This window comes from Sulfurimonas sp. HSL-3221 (assembly GCF_021044585.1).
GTDB lineage: Bacteria > Campylobacterota > Campylobacteria > Campylobacterales > Sulfurimonadaceae > Thiomicrolovo > Thiomicrolovo sulfuroxydans.
Window position 1 is genome coordinate 1089691 of sequence record NZ_CP087998.1, and the last position, 16926, is coordinate 1106616.

Below are 16926 nucleotides of genomic sequence, written 5' to 3' on the forward strand. Positions count from 1 at the left end.
TAAGGGGTTAGTGCTACAGTGCGTGAATCATGTGGTGGCGAAGCTTCGGGGGGATCGGGTCTCCAATGTAAGACGAGTCAATTGTACTAACGGCAGGCGCGTCAGCTCTCCTCTTCTCCAACTTCTTCGGACTGTGTTGTCACCATTGCTCTCGTATGATCCCCGTAGACCGGTTTTTCGTTGCGGAGCAGATCGGTGACAATGGCGAAACTTTCTGCGTTGACAGCGTCTGTACGTTTGCGTTCTCCATCAAAATAGGTGAACCAAAAATATCCCGTGTTGGTACTTGAGTCCCACCAAGCCTGGTACTTGTTGATCAGTTTGATTGCCATTTCTCTCTCCTTGCTACCGACTGTTCGTATCGCGATATCCGATGCCCCAAAACTTCCATGACCATTATATCTTTGAAAACAAATATATAAAAACAGTAAAAAGTATTTTATTGAATATATATGTTGGCGTAGTATCGTGTCTGGAGCAAGAAATATGTATGGCAAGTCAAAAGAGTATAAATTACTATTTAATAATAAAAAATATATAATCGTAAATATTAGTAAAAATTGGAGGGTATAGAATGACGATCAGGCAGGTAATTGGGGCTTTGTTGCTCGCTTTGGCTTTCAGCGGGTGTACGGCTGTTCAAAATCATGAAGTTGCAAAATTGGAAACGTTCTCCGATGTGTCACACTATGAGCATAAGCCTTCGGCTTATATCAATATTCATGGTTTCCATGGAGATCCGGAGAGCGGAAGTGCATCCGAAATAACCCAGGCAACAGATGAATTAAAGCCTGTCGTACAAAGAATCATCGATGAGTCAAAGCTCTTTAGTTCCTATACCTTTGATGCATCTAAACAACAAGACGTTGACTATACGATTACGCTTAATCTCTACAATCATGGCAATGAAATGTTGGCGATGTTGTCCGGTTTCATCACGGGGTTCAGCTTCTTTATTATTCCCGGAGGCGGTACAGATAACTATACGCTGCAGCTCAAAGCTGTTGCGACTGCCGATAACACTGAAACGACGGTACAGAACAGAGACTCCGTCACGACATGGGTCGGAATATGGTTTATTCCGATGATGGGCAATGGCATCCGTGAGGCGACAGATGAAACCTTGGAAAATCAGCTCCGGGATGCTTTGCAGAAGCTTTTCGAAAGCGGCGCATTGGAATATTCGCAGCTGGAAGGCTTTTCGCAGCCATCCCTTGATCAGGGGATTGTGGAAAGTAATACGTATTTAGGAGGATGAGCGGCGCGCTTTACAGCGCCTTGCTCATAATGCGGTTCATCCGCGCGATGAAACCGGCAGTGTCGTCGAGTTCGGCACCCTCGAAGAGCTTCGCCTGATCGAGCAGGACGAAGGCGGCGTCGTTGACGAGATTGACGTCTGACGTGCCGTTGAGTTTTTCGAGCAGCTCGTGTTTCGGGTTGATCTGGAGGATCGGCTTGATCTCCGGGATCTCCATGCCCATGCCGCCGCCGAACTGTTTCATCATCTGTGTCATCTGGTAGTTCGGGTCCTCTTTGTCGATCTTGAGGCAGACCGGTGAGTCGGTGAGCTCCGTGGTGACTTCGACCTTCGAGACCTTGTCACCAAGAGCCTCGCTCATGGCATTGACGAGGCTTTCAAAGGCTTTTGCGGTCTCTTCGTCCGCTTTTTTCTCCTCTTCGCTCTCCTCGAACTGGGCATCGGAAACGTTGACGAACTTGTACTCTTTGTACTCCGTGACCATCGGGAAGACGATGGTGTCGATCTCGTCGTTGAGGATGAGAACGTCGATCCCTTTTGCCTTGAAGCGCTCGAGCTGCGGTGAATTCTTGAGCATCTGGAGGCTCATTTTGCCGCTGATGTAGTAGATCTCCTTTTTCGTCTCGTCGACCTTGGTCACGAAGGATTCGATATCCGTCTGCTCGTCGCTGTTGAGGGTGTTGAACTTCAGCAGTTCCAGGATCTTCTCGCGGTTGCCGAAGTCGCTGTAAAGCCCCTCTTTGATGACGTTGCCGAATTCATTGTAGAAGGCGTCGAACTTCTCGGCATCTTTCTTCTTGAGCTTGGCAAGCTCGCTGAGCACCTTCTTGACCGAGGCGTTCTGGATCTTGTTCATGACCGGGTTGGACTGCAGGATCTCGCGGCTGACGTTGAGCGGGAGGTCCTTAGAGTCGATGACACCGCGCAGGAAGCGCAGGTAGGTCGGCATCAGCTCTTTGTCGTCGTCGGTGATAAAGACGCGGTTGATGTAGAGCTTCACACCCGGCTGGTAGTCGACGCGGTAGAGGTCCATCGGCGCCTTGGACGGGATGTAGAAGAGGGTCGTGTACTCGATCGCACCTTCGGCTTTGTGGTGCAGCCAGGTGATCGGTTCGCCCGAGTCGTGTGACAGGGAGCTGTAAAACTCTTTGTACTCGTCGTCGCTGATGTCGGATTTGGAGAGCGTCCAGAGCGCTGAGGCCTTGTTGATCTGCTCGTTCTTGATCTCCGTGCTGGACGGTTTCGTTTCGTTGCCTTCGTCGTCACGCTCGGCCGGGATGAAATTTTCCTTGTCCATGAAGATCGGGAAAGGGATGTGGTTGGAGTACTTCTTGATGATGTTCTCGATACGGTAGGTCTCGAGAAACTCCTCGTCCTCGTCCTTGAGGAAGAGGGTGATGCTGGTACCGTTACCCTCTTTTTCCGTCGGTTCGATATCGAACTCGCCGTCGCCGGCAGAGATCCATTTGTACGCCTGCTCCTCGCCCGCTTTCTTAGTTACCACCTCGATCTTGTCGGCGACCATGAAGGCCGCGTAGAAGCCGACACCGAACTGGCCGATAAGCTGGCTGTCTTTTTTCGCGTCGCCGGAGAGGTTCTCCAGGAAGGCTTTGGTGCCAGATTTGGCGATGGTACCGAGGTGGGCGACGAGGTCCTCGTCGTTCATCCCGATTCCGGTGTCGTTGACGGTCAGGGTCTTGGCCTCTTTATCAATCGCGATATCGACACGCGGCGTGAAGGCGATCCCTTTATAGGCATCGTCGGTCAGGTGCAGCATGTTGAGCTTGTCGAGGGCGTCGGAGGCGTTGGAGACGAGCTCGCGCAGAAAAATCTCTTTGTTGGAATAGAGCGAGTGGATCATCAGCTGAAGCAGCTGGTTGATTTCGGTCTGGAACTGATGTTTTGCCATTGTAAAAACTCCTCAATAGTTTGTCGAATTTTCAGATGTGATTTTAGCGAAAAAAGATTAATGGTCGCAAGTTATATCAATATAGTTTAGTGCTTATGGCTAAACTAATGACGCGCTTGCCATGGTTCAATCATTAGACGAAAAGTAGGAGCGTCAGTAGGTAATCTTTGAAAGGTAGAGCCCGGCGGCGGGGGCCAGGTCGGTGCTGTGGCGCGTTTTGACGTCGATCTGCTCCTGCAGTTGTGCGAGGCTCATTTCGCCGCTGTTGACCTTCAGGACGGCGTCGGCCATCATCCGGATCTGCGAGCGGAGGTAGCCGTTGGCCTCGAAGTAGAGGATGGTGTAGCCCCTGCGGCGGTAGGCGAAGGCTTTGTAGACGGTACGGACATAGTGTTTCACGTCGGAACCGGTCTTTTTGAAATATTCGAAGTCGTGCTCGCCCTCGAAAAGGCGCATGGCGCTATTGATCCGTTCCAGCTCCAGGGGCGGAGTGAAGGTGACGAGTTCCGCTTCAAAGGGGTTGGAAGGAAGGTCGCTCATGATGTAGCGGTAGACGCGGCGGCGCGCGCTGAAACGGGCATGGAAGTCGTCTGTGGCCCTTTCCAGGCGGCGGATGCCGATGGAGGCAGGGAGTTGATGGGCGAGGGCGCGGCGGAGTTTGGCGAGGTCGCTCCAGTGCGGCGGCAGGTCAATGTGCACGACCTGACGGAAGGCGTGGACGCCGGCGTCGGTGCGGCCCGAAGCGATCGGTTTGGCAGAGATGCCGAGGCGCGTGAGCGCCTGGTGCAGGACACCCATAACGGTGTTGCCCGTCTCCGTCTGGCTTTGGGAGCCGGAGAAGCGGCTGCCGTTATAGCTGAGGGTCAGTTTGATGCGCATGGTTTAAAAGCGTGCCCGGATGCGTCTGCGGTAGATGATGTAGGTGACAAAGAGCCAGCTGAAAAAGACGGCCGGGATCGTGTAAAAGCCCAACGCTTTTTGCAGGCCCGTCGTTCCGGAGTAGTAAAAGAGCATGGAGGCGAAGAGCCAGAGGTAGACGAACCCTTTTTGGTGCCGTACGTGGGCGATCCCGATGGAGAGGGCCGCGAAGAGGCCCGCAACGGGGAAGAGGGAGAGCAGGATGTCGGTGATGAACATCCGGATCTTGTTCTTGCGCCGTTCGGGGTCGAGCCAGAAGTCGATGGGACTGTTATAGGGGCGCAGCTCCGTCTGCATGACGTTGTTGATCATCATCGCCTCGAACTGCATCTGGGTCAGCTTTTCGTCGGTATAGCTGTAGCCCTGGCCGTTGGTCAGCTTCAGGCGGAGAACGCCTTTGTTGTTGAGAACCTCGGCTTTCTCCGCCTGGATAAGGATCTCCTCTTTCTCCTCTTTGTGGAAGAGAACGACGTCGCCGTAGCTGCGGTCTTTGTGGGCCTTGCCGATGTAGAGCAGCCAGTCGCCGAAATTGTGCCCGAACTCGGATGCCTGGAGGTTGAAGTTCGCTTCGCTCTGCTTGTAGCGGACGAAGTTGGTCGAGAGGACCGTCGTATGGGGGAAGAGGACGAAAAAATCGAAGATCAGCAGCAGGCTCAGCAGCGCTGCCGGCTTCATGAGCGTGTAGAGAATGAAGGTTGGTTTAATCCCCAGGGCGAAGACGACGACCATCTCATTGTCGGTCGAAAGGCGGAAAAGCGAGAGGGCCGCAGCGACAAAAAAGGTAATGGGGAGGGTGTAAAAGAGGATTTCGGGGAGGATGAAAAGGTAGAGTTTGAACATCTCCCAGAGGTTGAGCTGGATGACCGCCGTATAGCTGGCGAGCTTGATCAGGAAAATCACCGACGCGATGGAGAAGAGCGGCAGGAAGATCGAGAAAAAGAGCAGGCCGAAGGTGCTCAGGATGTAGCGGCGCAGTTTATGCATAGAAGGCTTCCATCCAGCGCGCGATCGGTGTATCGAAAATGTAGACGATCCAGGTCGCCATCGCCAGGAACGGGATGAACGGCAGCTGCTTGCTCGCGTCGGTCTCGTTGCGCGTCAGCAGCATCGCGGGCAGGGCGAGCAGGGCGGAGAGAAAGACGGCCGCTAGGCCGAGCTGCACTCCCAGCAGCGCCCCCATCGTCGCACCGATCATGATGTCGCCTTCGCCCATCGCCTCGACAACGGCCGGTATGGTGTTGTAGTTCCGGACCCAGGATGCCTGTTTGAGATTGGGGCTCATACGCTTGATCTTGACAAAGAGGTAGTAGGAGACGTAAAAGCGCAGCAGGGCGAATCCTCCGGCGAAAATGAGGGCGTTTTTCAGATTCTCCGCCAGCATCTGCGGCGACCAGACGCTCACGACGGCGAGGGTCAGGGCCAGCAGGTTCAGGCTGTCGGGGACCATCTTGTAGTAAAAGTCGATGACCAGCAGGGCCAGCAGGGTCAGAAAGACCCCTGTGATCCCGATCATGGCCGCGGAGAGGCCGAGCTTGAGGTAAAGCGCGGTGGCGATGGCGGCGCTGAGCAGCTCGATCAGCGGGTACTGGGCGCTGATGGGAACCCCGCAGAAGGCGCAGCGGCCGCGCAGCATGAGCCAGGAGAGGACGGGAACGTTATGCCACGGCTTCAGGTTGGTCCCGCAGTGCGGGCAGTGCGACGCGGGAAAAACGATGCTCTCGCCTCGGGGGATGCGGTAGATGACAACGTTGAGAAAGGAGCCGAAAAGTGCTCCGAACAGGGCAACGAGTGCGAGGGTGGTCCAGAACATCATAATCCTCCGAAACGGCGCTCGACCGATTTGTACTGGTCGATAATGCTTTGCAGCTCAACGGGCGTGAAATCGGGCCAGAGCGTGCGGGTAAAAAAGAGCTCCGCATAGGCCGCCTGCCACAGCAGAAAGTTGGAGAGGCGGTGGTCGCCCCCGGTGCGGATAAGCAGGTCCACGGGTTCGGGGGCGTCAAGCGCGCCGTTGAGCGTCTCTTCGGTGACGTCGACCCCATCGTTTTGAAGCGCTTTAACACTCCTGACGATCTCGTCTTTCGCGCCGTAATTGAGAGCCATAAACTGTGTCAGTCCCGTGCAGTGTGCCGTTTCCGTTTCCGTCGTATGGATCTGTGCCTGCAGGGAGGCTGAAAACCCCGAAAGATCGCCGATCGCCTTGAAACGCACATCGTGTTCAAGGTAGACAGGCAACTCTTTTTTCAGGTACCGGGAGAGCAGCTTCATCAGGAAGCTCACTTCGGCTTTGGGCCGTTTCCAGTTTTCGGTGCTGAAGGCGTAGAGCGTCAGGAACTCGATCTCGTTGTGGTGGGCGGCGAAGGTGATGATGTCCCGGATGGTTTCAACGCCGCGTTCATGCCCTCTGATGCGGGCCAGCTTCTGCTGTTGCGCCCAGCGGCCGTTGCCGTCCATGATGATCGCGACGTGGCGGGGCAGATTGCTCATAACGCTTCCGCCTCGTCAAGCACGCTCAGGGAGAGGGCGAGTTTGCCGCTGCGCGGCAGCACTGTCTCGCCTTTGTTGCTGATAAAGGTGATGGCGTTGTCGTCGCTGCCGAACCCCTGGGAAGTCGAGAGGACGTTGAGGCAGACGGCGTCGACGTTCTTGGATGTCAGCGCCTTTTTGGCGTTCTCAAGCGCGCTGCTTTCATCGAATTCCGCTTTGAAAGCGACGCTCTTGATCCCCTCTTTGTCGACGCTGCCGATCAGGTCGCGGTTTTGGACGAGTTCGGGGGACCAGGCCGCGCCGAGGGCCTCTTTTTTCAGTTTTCCCTGCTGGGGGTGGGCCGGGACATAATCGCTGACGGCGGCAGCCATGAAAAGATAGGGGGTTTTCTGGATCAGGTGAATCGGTTCGTCGGTAATAAGCGAGGGCTTGCTCATCATCCCCTTTTTGGCGACGCGGATGGAGTCGGTGAGGTACTCGGCCATCTCTTCGCTCCCTTCGACGTCGAGGGTGTGCATCCCCTCGGGCAGCCCGTCGTCGAAACGGGTCGCGATCAGGTTGACGTCCGCACCGCGCAGGTAGAGCGCCGTGGCCAGCGCGGAGGCCATCTTTCCGCTGGAGAAGTTGGAGAGGTAGCGGACGTCATCGAGGCGTTCAACGGTCCCGCCGCCAGTGACGATGACGCGGCGGTTGGTCCAGAAATCGTTGCGCAGCAGCAGTCGCGTGCTCTGCCAGAAAAGCTCCAGCGGTTCGGCCATGGCCCCGTCGCCGGTCGTCTGGCAGGCAAGCTCCTTGGTCTGGGTTTTGACGATCTCGTAATTGGCGACGCCGAGCATCTTCAGGTTGGCCTGGGTGATGGGGTGCTTGATCATGTTGGTGTTGGCCGAAGGGGCCAGCAGTTTGACGCCCGGGAAGGCCAGGGCGCACTGCAGCAGGAGGTTGTCCGCGATGGCGTTGGCGAGCTTCGCGATCGTGTTGGCGCTGGCGGGGGCGATGACCATCAGGTCCGCATCCTCGGCGCTCTGGATATGGTTGTGGCGGCTGGCCCACGATTCATTGGCGCTGTGCAGCACTTCGTTGCGGCTGAGGGTCTCGAAGCTGAGCGGCGCCACGAACCGTTTCGCGGCATCGGTCATGACGACTTTGACCTCCGCGCCGGCTTTGACGTAGAGGCGCACGAGTTCCAGCGCTTTGTAGGCGGCGATGGAGCCGCTGACGCCGAGAAGGATCCGTTTGCCGGCGAGGAGGTCGGAGGGGATGATCATGATTCTGCCTTGCCGAAGAACTTGTGGTAGAAGTTTTTGACGATCTTCATCGGGGTGCGGCTGACGACAAGGACGCCCGAGTCGATCTTCGTCCCCGTGACCGTCGTGCCCGCGGCGATCATGACGTCGTCTTCGATCTCGCACGGTGCCACGATCTGCGTGTCGGAACCGACGAAGACGTTCTTGCCTATTTTCGTCTTGTACTTCGACTTGCCGTCGTAGTTGCAGGTGATGGTGCCCGCGCCAATATTGGTGCCTTCGTCTATTTCCGCGTCGCCGAGGTAGCTCAGATGCCCCGCCTTGACGCCGCGAAGGGTCGCCTTTTTCGTTTCGACGAAGTTGCCGATATGCGTGCCGTATAGAGCGCTGCCGGGCCGAAGGTGGGCCATCGGCCCGCAGTCGGAATCGACCATGACCGAATCCTCGACGACGGAGTGTGCCTTGATATGGGAGTTCTCAATGCTGCTCGTTCCCGTGATACGGACGCCGTTCTCAACGACGCACTCCCCTTTGAAAACGACGCTCTCTTCGATGTAGATCGTGTCGGCGAGTTGCATCGTGACCCCGGCTTTCATCCATGCGGTCTTGATGCGGCGCTGCATGATGACGTCGGCGGCTTCGAGGTCGGCCCTGGAGTTGACCCCTTTGAAGTGTCCCTCGTCGATCAGCAGCGGCAGGACCCTGCGGTGTTCGTCCCGGGCCATCTCGATGATATCGGTGAGGTAGTACTCCTCCTGGGCGTTATGGTTGTTCAGGCGGGGGAGGCACTCGGCCAGAACGTCGCGCTTGAAGCAGTAGACCCCGGCATTGACGTGGCTGATAGTGAGCTCTTCGGGCGTGGCGTCCTTCTCCTCGACGATCCGTTCGACCCCGGCGTCGGAGAGGACGACGCGGCCGTAACCGCTGGGGTCTTCCAGGTCGAAAATGGACATGATGATATCGGCATCGGCTTCAAGAAAGCCCTTCAGCGCCTCGGCCGTGACGAGGGGCATGTCGCCGTTGAGTACGAGCACCTTCTCGTTTTTCGGTTTGATCCCCATCAGGGCCCCGCCGGTACCGGGGAACTGTTCGATATCCTGGATGGCGAAGGTGATCTCGTCGAACAGCCCGCCGATGGTCTCGATGACCTCCTCTTTCTGGTGGGCGATGACGATGGTGACGTCATCACTGATCGCCTTGGCGGCTTTGATGCTGTGGTAGAGCATCGGGCGGCCGCTGACAGGGTGCAGAACTTTCGCGGTCTGTGACTTCATCCGGCTCCCTTTGCCGGCGGCGAGAATGATAACGGAAAGAGGGTGTGTGCGCATGAAAAATAACCTGATCAGTTTCGTTTGAATGTAATTTTATCGAAATTATAGAGCAGCAGGGTGCTAATCGTTCCGAGCATCGCCCCGGCGACGACGTCACTGGGGTAGTGGAAGAGGACACCGATGCGGGAAAGCCCTACCATCAGGGCCCCGACAAAGAAGGCCGGGGCGAAACGCGGGACGATCAGCGCCAGGGCCGTCGCGACGGCAAAGGCCGTTGTCGTATGCCCGGAGGGGAAGCCGTGCAGTCCGTAGGCGTTGGGGGCGGCAAACCATTCGAATCCGTAGCGGTTTTCGTCATAGAGCATCCAGGGGCGCGCCTTGCCAAACAGCAGCTTCAGGGGGATAACGGCCAGGCCGCTGGCGGCGACGGCGGCGAAAAAGAAGCGCACCCGGTCCGCCCAGTAGCGGTTACCGGCCCTGTAGCGCAGGTAGAACCAGAGCAGCAGGGCGCCGACGAGCCACCAGGTGATGACGCCGAGTTCGCTGAGCGCGGCGCAGAACGGTTTGAGCCAGGTGTCACGACGCTCGTAGGCCCACTGCGAGGCCGCGATGTCAAGCGGACCGTAAAAGAGGATGATCAGGGCGGTCCCGACACCAAAAAGGACGTAGATGAGCGTTTTGGGGTTCATTGGGTTCCTTTGAAATTACGGCACCAGGTGAGGGTGACGGTGTTGACCTTGCGGCCGTTCAGATCAAGATTGAAGGTCTCCGCCTGCTCGGTGGATGCGCACTGCATGGCGGGGGTGATCCCTTTTTTGAAATCATGGGTCGTGATAAAGAGCAGATCTTTGCCCTCGGGCGCATTGGGCTGCCAGAGGTCAAACTGGTCGTAGCGGTTGTCGACGAGGTAGGTGTCGATGCCGTAGGGACGGCCGTAGTAAAGCGCGCGCGATGCAAGCGACCAGTTGGTGACGGCCGCCGCCTGGCGTGCGGGGTCCGTGATCTGCCCGGCAGCATGGCGCATAATAGTGTCCCATCCGTAAAGATCGCGGTGCAGGGACTTGTAGTCGGGCAGGGGGATGAAGGGCGAACGCAGCTCGGCGTAGAGTACGAGCACGAGGAGGCCGGAGAGTGCGACGGCACCTTTTGCATAGCGCCGCCACCCTACGTTCTGCTGCAGCAGCATGACGGTTCCGATGGGGACAAAGAGCATGTAAAAAAGCGCCGTCCAGTGGGGAAGTGCGCGGGCGAAAAAGCTGTTGTAGGTAAAAAAAGCCATCACGGTGAGGCCGACGATGCCCGAGAGGAAAAGTGGCGCGTTCTGGGGCGTCTTCAAGGCGCGGTAGAGGCCATAGAACGCTAGCGGGAAGAGTAACGGGCTGTAGGCGCCGAACTGCGCACCCAGCGATTGGGCAAAGGCGGTGAAACTGATCCCGCCCGAACCGGCGACGTGCGCGCTTTGGTAAGCGAAACTGATCCAGCCGTTTTGCATATTCCATAGCAGCACCGGGCTGACGACTGCCGCGGCGATCAGCACCGCTGCGAGGAACTTCGGCGTCAGGAAAAGGTCCCAGCGGCGGCGGACGGCAAGATAGAGGATCAGCGCGGGGGCGAATAGGACGGCCGTGTATTTCGATAGCCCGGCAAGCCCCAGCAGCACCCCCAGCAGAAGCCAGTCACCCGTGCGGTTCTCCGTTTCGATCCGCATGACGGTGGCCATGATGGGGATCAGGAACAAAAAGAGCAGGGTGTCGGGCATCAGCATCATGAAAAGCGCATTGAAAAGGAACGATGCGTTGAGGGCCGCGGCTCCCCAGAGTGCGAGGCGCTCCGAGGCGAAGATGCGCAGGAGCCAGAAATAGACGAGCGCCGTCGCGGCGGCGCCGATCAGGACCGCCGGTACTCTTGCGACGAATTCGTTGACGCCCATCAGCGCGGTAAAGAGCCACTCCGTCCACCCCACCAGCGGCGGATGGTCAAAATAGCTCAGGGCCGGGTAGAGGCCGTAGAGGACGTAGTGCGCCTCGTCGACGCCGAGGCCGAAACGGCCGATCACGGCCAGGCGCAGGAGGGTGAGGAGGGCAATGAGAGCCCAGAGGGGCTTATGCGCGCTGAAAAGATGCACCAGGACCGTCCGGATCAGGCGAGGGCGTCCAGTTTCGGCTTGAGCGTCTCAAAGACCCATTCGGGGGTGATCACTTTGATGCACTGGTTATCCGTACAGGGGGTCTTGCGGTGGTTGGCGGCGCTAACGCAGGGGCTGCAGGCCATGCCGGCAAAAATCGGGGTCGTCGGTCCGAGGGAGCCGTAGAGCGCCGGGGTCTCCGGGCCGAAGATGACGAAGGTGTGCATGTCGGTAATGGAGGCGAAGTGGGCCGGGCCGGAATCGTTGGTCAGCATAAAGGCGCAGACGCTGTAGAGGTGCGGCAGCTGCAGGAACTTGACGCCGCCGGCGAAATTGATACAGCGCGTATCATTGACGCAATCCGCGAGGGCCTGCGCACCGTCATGTTCGGAAGGGGCGCCGGTCAGCAGGACGATCGCCTTGTCGTTGTAGGCGAGGACCTTCTTGATGACCTCGCAGTAGTTTTCCCGGTCCCAGCGGCGCTGCGGCAGCAGGTCGGAGGCGTTGGAGTTGACGAGAATGACGGGATTCAGGTCCGGGTCGAAACCGGTATAGTTTTCGGCGATGATCTCCAGAACTTCGCGCTTCTGCGTCTCCGTTACCTCCGTTTTCGTGATGGCGATCTCGCTGTCGTCGATGATACGCTTGGTGAAGGGGAGTTGCTGTTCGCTGCTCATGAGCGCGTCGACGAGGGCGACGAAGTTCTTGGCGATGTGCTGGTGCGGGTTGTAGGCGACCTTGTGGGTCAGGAAATCGCCGCGGTAAAGCCCCTCGTTGTGGAAGCTGTGGAAGCCGACACGGTTCGTCGCCCCGGAAAAACCGGTCATCAGTGCGGTAAAGCGGGAGAAGAGTTCGAGGTCGATCACGGAGTCAATCTGCTTCTCGCGGCACCATTTGAAGAAGCGGAGCGTCGAGAGCGCCAGCGGGACCATGCCGCCTTCGTCGATGGTGAAGATGTTCTCCTCTTTGACGGTGTTCAGCAGCTGCAGGGAGACCTTGTTCTTGCTGAAGATGACGAAGTAGAGTTCGCCGTCGATCTGCGAGCGGAGTTTGCGCATCGCCGGGTCGACGAGGATGGCGCTGCCCATCTCCGAGAGTTCTACGAGCAGGACGTTCCGGGGTTTCTGGTAGGGGGTGGAGCGAAACAGGCCCGCCGTTTTCGTCAGCAATGTCCCCAGAAAGGTGAGAGGGATGCCCGCATAGCGGTCGATGGCACGCATCGTATCGACATTCATGCATTTTCCTTTAGTGAAGTGGTGTGTTTGGCACGGTTCCAGAACCACGCCCCCGGCAGGGCCGTGAGAATGAGCAGGATACCGTAGAGGATGGAGATGGCGAGGATCTTCGCCTTTGCGAGCCCTACGAGCATCAATATCCCGACCATGGCGCCTTCGCGGACCCCCCAGCCGGCCAGGGAGATCGGCACGATGGTAAGGAGGAAGACCGGCGGCACGGCGACGAGGAAGATCCCGAGGCCCGTCCAGACGTCGACGCTGAGGGCCAGGAAATAGATCGCGATAACCGTAAAGAGGTGGACGACGACCGAGATACCGATGTGTCTGATCAGCAGCATCCTGGAGTGGTAGAGCCGTGCCATCCGCAGGCCCAGCCGGTGGAAGAGGTCGAGCCCCTTGAGGTTCGCGAGAAAGGTGAACTTGTCGAGGTTGAGCATCAAAACGAAGCCCGCAATCCCGCCGAGGGTGATCAGGTTGATCAGGTTGAAGAGCCACTGCGGGAAAGTACCGTAAAAGAGCAGGTTGGAGACGAGGTTCAGCACGAGCAGCCCGACGAGCCCGACGACCCGGTCGACGAAGATGCCGTAGAAGGCGTCCTTTTTCTCATACCCCTTCTGGACGAGGTCGATCATCCGGGTCGCGTCGCCGCCGATGCTGCCGGGCAGCACCTGGTTGAAGAAGGTCCCTTTGAAGTAGCTCTGTACATAAAAAGAGACCCTTTCTTTGAAGCCGAGCTCTTTCATGATGAGCCGCCAGCGGTAGGCGGCGAGGAAGGTGCTCGCCATTTGGGCGGCAAAGGCGATCAGAATGTAGCCGCCGTGGGACTTGGCGAGGATCGCGATGAGCTGACCGACGTCGATGAAGGTGAGCAGAAAGTAGAAAATGGCGACGGTAACGACGAACTTTATGGCGGTTTTGAGGTGTTCCATCGACATCCTTTTCAAAAGTGCGCTAATTTTAGCCAAAGAAGCGTAAAGGCCCGTTTAGCGGCTGCCCGAAACCCGGTAGAGGTAGTAGGTCTTGGTGCGCTTTAGGCCCCGCTGGACAGTGAGGGTATCGAGCAGCGCGACGTTCTCAAAGCGTTCCGCGAGGACCGCCGTTTTGTCCTCTGGGGCGAGATAGAGCCCTTCGCGGTAGGGGGCGCCGTCGTCCCACATGTCGTATTGGCTGTAGCGTGTCGGCGTCGGGATACGCACGGGGGCATGGTCGGGAGTGTAGTAGCTGACCAGGGCCGCGAGGGCCAGGTGGTTGGCGTAGAGGGCATCGTCCGCTTGGCGGTGGCGTTCGAGCATGGCGACGGCCTCTTGATTGCCGTACATCCTGTCCTGCACGACCGGCAGCCAGAAGAGCAGCCCCGCGCGGGCAACGAGGCTGAGGGTGAGGGCGACGGCGAGGCCGGCATAGAAGGTGCGCTTCATATGACGCACCGAGAGGATGTAGGCGGTCAGCACCGTCGCGCTGATATAGGCGGGGGCGGTGTAGTTCAGCTCGATATGCGTGTGCAGCGACTTATAGAGGAAAAAGAGCAGCGGGGTCACGGTCATCAGGGCGAAAAAGAAGAGCACGTCGTTTTTGGCGAAGAGCTTCTCCCGGCCCAGGAAGTAAAAGAGCACGCCGGCAAAGACCGGGGTGAACACGGCGAACTGCGACCCGATCAGCTCCATCGCCCAGTTCCACATAATACGCTTTTTCTCGCCGCCGTGGTGGAGCTGGAAGAGGAAGCTGATCCAGTCATGGGCGTAGTTCCACCAGAGCATCGGCGCGACAACGAGGAGAGCGATGCCGACGGCCATCCAGGTCCGCCATGCGACAAAGAGATCCCGGCGGCGCAGCAGCATGAAGAGCAGCAGGCCCATCAGGTAGAGAACGGAGGTGTATTTGCTCAGCATCATCGCCCCGATGTAGAGTCCCGTCAACACAAAGTCAGATGTTCGCCCCCGGGTAATGATTCGGTAGGTCGACCAGAGCGCCAGGGACCAGAAGAGGATCAGCGGCGAATCGGTCGTCATGATCGTATAGCCCGCATGCACAAGGACGACGGAGGTGAAGATGAGGACTCCCCAGAGTCCGGTCCTTGCATCGCGTAGCTCCTCGAGCAGCCGGAAGATGACCCACCCGGCGACGCTCATCGCCAGGACGTTGCCCAGCCGTACGCCCCATTCGGCTTCGCTGATAAGATCGGTGAGGGCGATGAGGAAGGCGATCATCGGGGGGTGGTCGTAGTAGCCTGCCTGCAGGTGGTGACTCCAGAGCCAGTAGTAGGCCTCGTCGCCGTGCAGCGGCACAAAGGCGTTGTAAACGGTGGCAAAAAGGCCCGAGAGAAGCAGGATGAGCAGGGCGGCTTGGCGATAGGTTCGGATCATGGGCGACTTTTTGGGTGCCATTATACTCTATGGGGGTGAAACGGCTATAATGCGCAGTATGAATAAGAAGATACTCTGCATTCCGGCGGCCGCGTGGGGAGCGATGGCCGTCACCGCACTGCTGCTTTACCTTTTCCCGCAGATCGACATTGCCGTCAGCAGCCTGTTCTATACCCCCGGAGAGGGGTTCGCGCAGGGGGGCACCCTCTGGGAACGCTTCGTCTACCAGTCCGTGGGGGTGGTCCTCGCGATGGTCTATGTCGCGGCACTGCTGCTGTGGCTCTATAACCGCATCAGCGGGCGGGTGCTGCTGGCTTTGAGCGGAAAGAAGCTTCTTTATATTCTGCTGGTAGCGGCATTGGGAAGCGGTATCTTCGTCAATCTGGTGCTCAAGCAGAACTGGGGGCGTCCCCGCCCGGATCAGACGAGCCTTTTCGGCAGCGACCGCCATTTTACGCCCGCTTTCGTCATGAGCGACCAGCGGGGCAAATCCTTCAGCAGCGGCCACACCTCCGGGGCATTTGCCCTGCTGGCACTGATCTTCCTGGCGCGGCGGCACCGCAAAACGGTCGCGCTCGCGGTCATCGCCTACGGGTCTCTCGTTTCCCTGGCGCGCATCGCGGCGGGCGGCCACTTTTTCAGCGACGTTCTCGTTTCGATTATGATCATGTATATCGTCTCAGGGGTGCTCTACGCGCGCTTCTTCGGTTGCAACACCCTCTCCGGCGGACGGGAATAGGGCTTTTTCGGCGGCCTGCTGAGCACACTTCGGTTGCAGCCGGGTAACAGGCGAAGTTCCCTTCCGCCGATATAATGCGGCCATGATCAAAGTGCTCGCAACTATCCCTCTGTGGGAATGGGTGGCCATGGCCGTCCTCTCTTTGCTTTTTTTTCTTTTCCCTCAGATCGATCTCGCGGTCGCAGCGCTCTTTTATGCAGGGCCCGACGGCTTTCCCGCCGCGAAAACCCTCGCCGAACAGGTTATCTACTACTCCGTGCCTTACGGCCTGATGGCGCTCTACATCGGTGCCGTGCTTCTCTGGCTCTTCAATACCGCATTTGGGCGCAGCGTCTGGCGTTTCACAGGCCGGAAACTGCTCTATGTGCTGCTGGTGCTCGGCATCGGCTCCGGACTCATCGTCAACGCCCTTTTCAAGGAACACTGGGGACGGGCCCGCCCGGCGGAAACAATGGAGTTCGGGGGCAAGAAAGAGTTTTCTCCCGCCTTTGTTCCCGTTGCCGGACAGGTGGGCAACTCCTTTAGCTGCGGGCACGCGTCGGGGGCTTTCGCCCTGCTGGCCTTCGCAAAACTCTCCCGGCGCCGACGGCTCTGGAACACTATTGTCCTCGGCTACGGTCTCATCGTCGGTATGGCCCGCATGGCGGCGGGCGGCCACTTCCTCAGCGACGTGGCGGTCTCGTTTTTCATTATGTACACGGTGACGGAGTTGCTCTACGCCGTGCTGTTTCCCCCGAAGGAGTCCCCATGAAACGCCCGATACTCTCTCTGTTTGTTCTATTCGTTGCCGCCGCCGGCGGGCTGTATACCTGGTACGTCTACGGGCACTACCGTTTTGAGACGATCGACCCGGAGCGCGTCTACAAATCGGCGCTGATTGCCCCCGATCGGCTGGAGGATTTTCTGATCCCGCACCATATCAAAACCGTCGTCGACCTGCTCGATCCGGGCATACAGGATGCCCTCAACCCTGCGCAGCAGAAGGAGATCGATGCAGAAGCCGCGGCGATCGCGCGGATCAACGAGACCTACGGTACGCAGATCCGCCATGTCAACATCCCCTCCCGGCAGGTGCCGACAAAGGAGACGCTGACGCAGTTCTTCAAGGTGCTCGACGACAACGCCTCCTACCCGGTACTGATCCACTGCTACCACGGCATGGGACGGGCGGTGATCTACAGCGCGCTCTACCGGATAGAGTACCTGAAGTGGCAGAATGAAAAGGCCCGGGAGTGGACGCGTCCGCTGCCGATTATGGTAGAATCCCGTCTTTATCACAGCAGTTTTGCCCGGGGACACTCCAAAGGGGATTTCCTGATCCATTATATGCCCAGACGCAAGGGGGAGGCAAGCACGCTGCATCACTTGGAGGGGTAG

At 58.2% G+C, this 16926-nt stretch carries 17 protein-coding genes; 4 read left to right on the forward strand and 13 right to left on the reverse strand.

Annotation, left to right across the window (positions count from 1 at the left end; translation table 11 throughout):
- Window positions 1-101: 101 nt before the first annotated feature.
- The gene (locus LOH54_RS05550) at window positions 102-332 is read right to left on the reverse strand and encodes a hypothetical protein (RefSeq protein ID WP_231021043.1); all 231 of its coding nucleotides are present in this window, start codon (window positions 330-332) and stop codon (window positions 102-104) included.
- A gap of 242 nt (window positions 333-574) precedes the next feature.
- On the opposite strand from LOH54_RS05550, the gene LOH54_RS05555 reads away from it, so the two are divergent.
- The gene (locus LOH54_RS05555; RefSeq protein WP_231021044.1) at window positions 575-1258 is read left to right on the forward strand and encodes a hypothetical protein; all 684 of its coding nucleotides are present in this window, start codon (window positions 575-577) and stop codon (window positions 1256-1258) included.
- 10 nt (window positions 1259-1268) lie between these two features.
- On the opposite strand, the gene htpG is transcribed toward LOH54_RS05555, so the two are convergent.
- The 12 genes from htpG to LOH54_RS05615 form a co-directional block, all read right to left on the reverse strand.
- Window positions 1269-3167, reverse strand: a complete 1899-nt coding sequence (gene htpG, locus LOH54_RS05560) for a molecular chaperone HtpG (RefSeq protein WP_231021045.1) — start codon at window positions 3165-3167, stop codon at window positions 1269-1271.
- Window positions 3168-3320: 153 nt separating this feature from the next.
- The gene (truA, locus tag LOH54_RS05565; RefSeq protein WP_231021046.1) at window positions 3321-4046 is read right to left on the reverse strand and encodes a tRNA pseudouridine(38-40) synthase TruA; all 726 of its coding nucleotides are present in this window, start codon (window positions 4044-4046) and stop codon (window positions 3321-3323) included.
- A 3-nt stretch (window positions 4047-4049) separates the two neighbouring features.
- Window positions 4050-5069 carry an LptF/LptG family permease gene (locus LOH54_RS05570; RefSeq protein WP_231021047.1) on the reverse strand — a complete coding sequence of 340 codons (1020 nt, stop codon included), beginning with the start codon at window positions 5067-5069 and terminating at the stop codon, window positions 4050-4052.
- Entirely contained in the window at window positions 5062-5898 is an 837-nt protein-coding gene (locus tag LOH54_RS05575) for a prepilin peptidase (protein ID WP_231021048.1), read from the reverse strand. The genes LOH54_RS05570 and LOH54_RS05575 overlap by 8 nt, the downstream gene beginning before the upstream one ends.
- Window positions 5895-6572 carry a di-trans,poly-cis-decaprenylcistransferase gene (locus LOH54_RS05580; protein WP_231021049.1) on the reverse strand — a complete coding sequence of 226 codons (678 nt, stop codon included), beginning with the start codon at window positions 6570-6572 and terminating at the stop codon, window positions 5895-5897. The genes LOH54_RS05575 and LOH54_RS05580 overlap by 4 nt, the downstream gene beginning before the upstream one ends.
- Window positions 6569-7837: a bifunctional phosphopantothenoylcysteine decarboxylase/phosphopantothenate--cysteine ligase CoaBC gene (gene coaBC, locus LOH54_RS05585; protein ID WP_231021050.1), complete on the reverse strand. Its 1269-nt coding sequence runs from the start codon at window positions 7835-7837 to the stop codon at window positions 6569-6571. The genes LOH54_RS05580 and coaBC overlap by 4 nt, the downstream gene beginning before the upstream one ends.
- On the reverse strand, window positions 7834-9144 hold the full coding sequence (glmU, locus tag LOH54_RS05590) for a bifunctional UDP-N-acetylglucosamine diphosphorylase/glucosamine-1-phosphate N-acetyltransferase GlmU (RefSeq protein ID WP_231021051.1): 1311 nt from the start codon (window positions 9142-9144) through the stop codon (window positions 7834-7836). Before glmU ends, coaBC begins: the two co-directional genes overlap by 4 nt.
- A 14-nt stretch (window positions 9145-9158) precedes the next feature.
- Window positions 9159-9776 (reverse strand): phosphatase PAP2 family protein, encoded by a 618-nt coding sequence (locus tag LOH54_RS05595; protein ID WP_231021052.1) that lies wholly within the window; start codon window positions 9774-9776, stop codon window positions 9159-9161.
- Window positions 9773-11212 carry a glycosyltransferase family 39 protein gene (locus LOH54_RS05600; RefSeq protein WP_231021053.1) on the reverse strand — a complete coding sequence of 480 codons (1440 nt, stop codon included), beginning with the start codon at window positions 11210-11212 and terminating at the stop codon, window positions 9773-9775. Before LOH54_RS05600 ends, LOH54_RS05595 begins: the two co-directional genes overlap by 4 nt.
- A gap of 14 nt (window positions 11213-11226) precedes the next feature.
- On the reverse strand, window positions 11227-12447 hold the full coding sequence (locus tag LOH54_RS05605; RefSeq protein ID WP_231021054.1) for a glycosyltransferase family 9 protein: 1221 nt from the start codon (window positions 12445-12447) through the stop codon (window positions 11227-11229).
- Entirely contained in the window at window positions 12444-13376 is a 933-nt protein-coding gene (locus tag LOH54_RS05610) for a lysylphosphatidylglycerol synthase transmembrane domain-containing protein (RefSeq protein WP_231021055.1), read from the reverse strand. Before LOH54_RS05610 ends, LOH54_RS05605 begins: the two co-directional genes overlap by 4 nt.
- 54 nt (window positions 13377-13430) lie before the next feature.
- Complete coding sequence (locus LOH54_RS05615) at window positions 13431-14810, reverse strand: glycosyltransferase family 39 protein (RefSeq protein ID WP_231021056.1); 1380 nt, start codon at window positions 14808-14810, stop codon at window positions 13431-13433.
- Window positions 14811-14868: 58 nt separating this feature from the next.
- Here LOH54_RS05615 and LOH54_RS05620 point away from each other — a divergent pair, with 58 nt between their 5' ends.
- From LOH54_RS05620 to LOH54_RS05630, 3 genes are all read left to right on the forward strand, one after another.
- Window positions 14869-15549, forward strand: a complete 681-nt coding sequence (locus LOH54_RS05620; RefSeq protein WP_231021057.1) for a phosphatase PAP2 family protein — start codon at window positions 14869-14871, stop codon at window positions 15547-15549.
- 82 nt (window positions 15550-15631) lie between these two features.
- The gene (locus tag LOH54_RS05625; RefSeq protein ID WP_231021058.1) at window positions 15632-16300 is read left to right on the forward strand and encodes a phosphatase PAP2 family protein; all 669 of its coding nucleotides are present in this window, start codon (window positions 15632-15634) and stop codon (window positions 16298-16300) included.
- Window positions 16297-16926 carry a fused DSP-PTPase phosphatase/NAD kinase-like protein gene (locus tag LOH54_RS05630; protein ID WP_231021059.1) on the forward strand — a complete coding sequence of 210 codons (630 nt, stop codon included), beginning with the start codon at window positions 16297-16299 and terminating at the stop codon, window positions 16924-16926. The genes LOH54_RS05625 and LOH54_RS05630 overlap by 4 nt, the downstream gene beginning before the upstream one ends.

Coding starts and splice junctions, on each gene's coding strand:
- LOH54_RS05555 (WP_231021044.1), top strand. CDS start 575: ATGACGATCAGGCAGGTAATTGGGGCTTTGTTGCTCGCTTTGGCTTTC.
- LOH54_RS05605 (WP_231021054.1), bottom strand. CDS start 12,447: ATGAATGTCGATACGATGCGTGCCATCGACCGCTATGCGGGCATCCCT.
- LOH54_RS05630 (WP_231021059.1), top strand. CDS start 16,297: ATGAAACGCCCGATACTCTCTCTGTTTGTTCTATTCGTTGCCGCCGCC.
- LOH54_RS05615 (WP_231021056.1), bottom strand. CDS start 14,810: ATGATCCGAACCTATCGCCAAGCCGCCCTGCTCATCCTGCTTCTCTCG.
- LOH54_RS05570 (WP_231021047.1), bottom strand. CDS start 5,069: ATGCATAAACTGCGCCGCTACATCCTGAGCACCTTCGGCCTGCTCTTT.
- truA (WP_231021046.1), bottom strand. CDS start 4,046: ATGCGCATCAAACTGACCCTCAGCTATAACGGCAGCCGCTTCTCCGGC.
- glmU (WP_231021051.1), bottom strand. CDS start 9,144: ATGCGCACACACCCTCTTTCCGTTATCATTCTCGCCGCCGGCAAAGGG.
- LOH54_RS05595 (WP_231021052.1), bottom strand. CDS start 9,776: ATGAACCCCAAAACGCTCATCTACGTCCTTTTTGGTGTCGGGACCGCC.
- LOH54_RS05625 (WP_231021058.1), top strand. CDS start 15,632: ATGATCAAAGTGCTCGCAACTATCCCTCTGTGGGAATGGGTGGCCATG.
- LOH54_RS05575 (WP_231021048.1), bottom strand. CDS start 5,898: ATGATGTTCTGGACCACCCTCGCACTCGTTGCCCTGTTCGGAGCACTT.
- LOH54_RS05580 (WP_231021049.1), bottom strand. CDS start 6,572: ATGAGCAATCTGCCCCGCCACGTCGCGATCATCATGGACGGCAACGGC.
- LOH54_RS05620 (WP_231021057.1), top strand. CDS start 14,869: ATGAATAAGAAGATACTCTGCATTCCGGCGGCCGCGTGGGGAGCGATG.
- LOH54_RS05550 (WP_231021043.1), bottom strand. CDS start 332: ATGGCAATCAAACTGATCAACAAGTACCAGGCTTGGTGGGACTCAAGT.
- htpG (WP_231021045.1), bottom strand. CDS start 3,167: ATGGCAAAACATCAGTTCCAGACCGAAATCAACCAGCTGCTTCAGCTG.
- LOH54_RS05610 (WP_231021055.1), bottom strand. CDS start 13,376: ATGGAACACCTCAAAACCGCCATAAAGTTCGTCGTTACCGTCGCCATT.
- coaBC (WP_231021050.1), bottom strand. CDS start 7,837: ATGATCATCCCCTCCGACCTCCTCGCCGGCAAACGGATCCTTCTCGGC.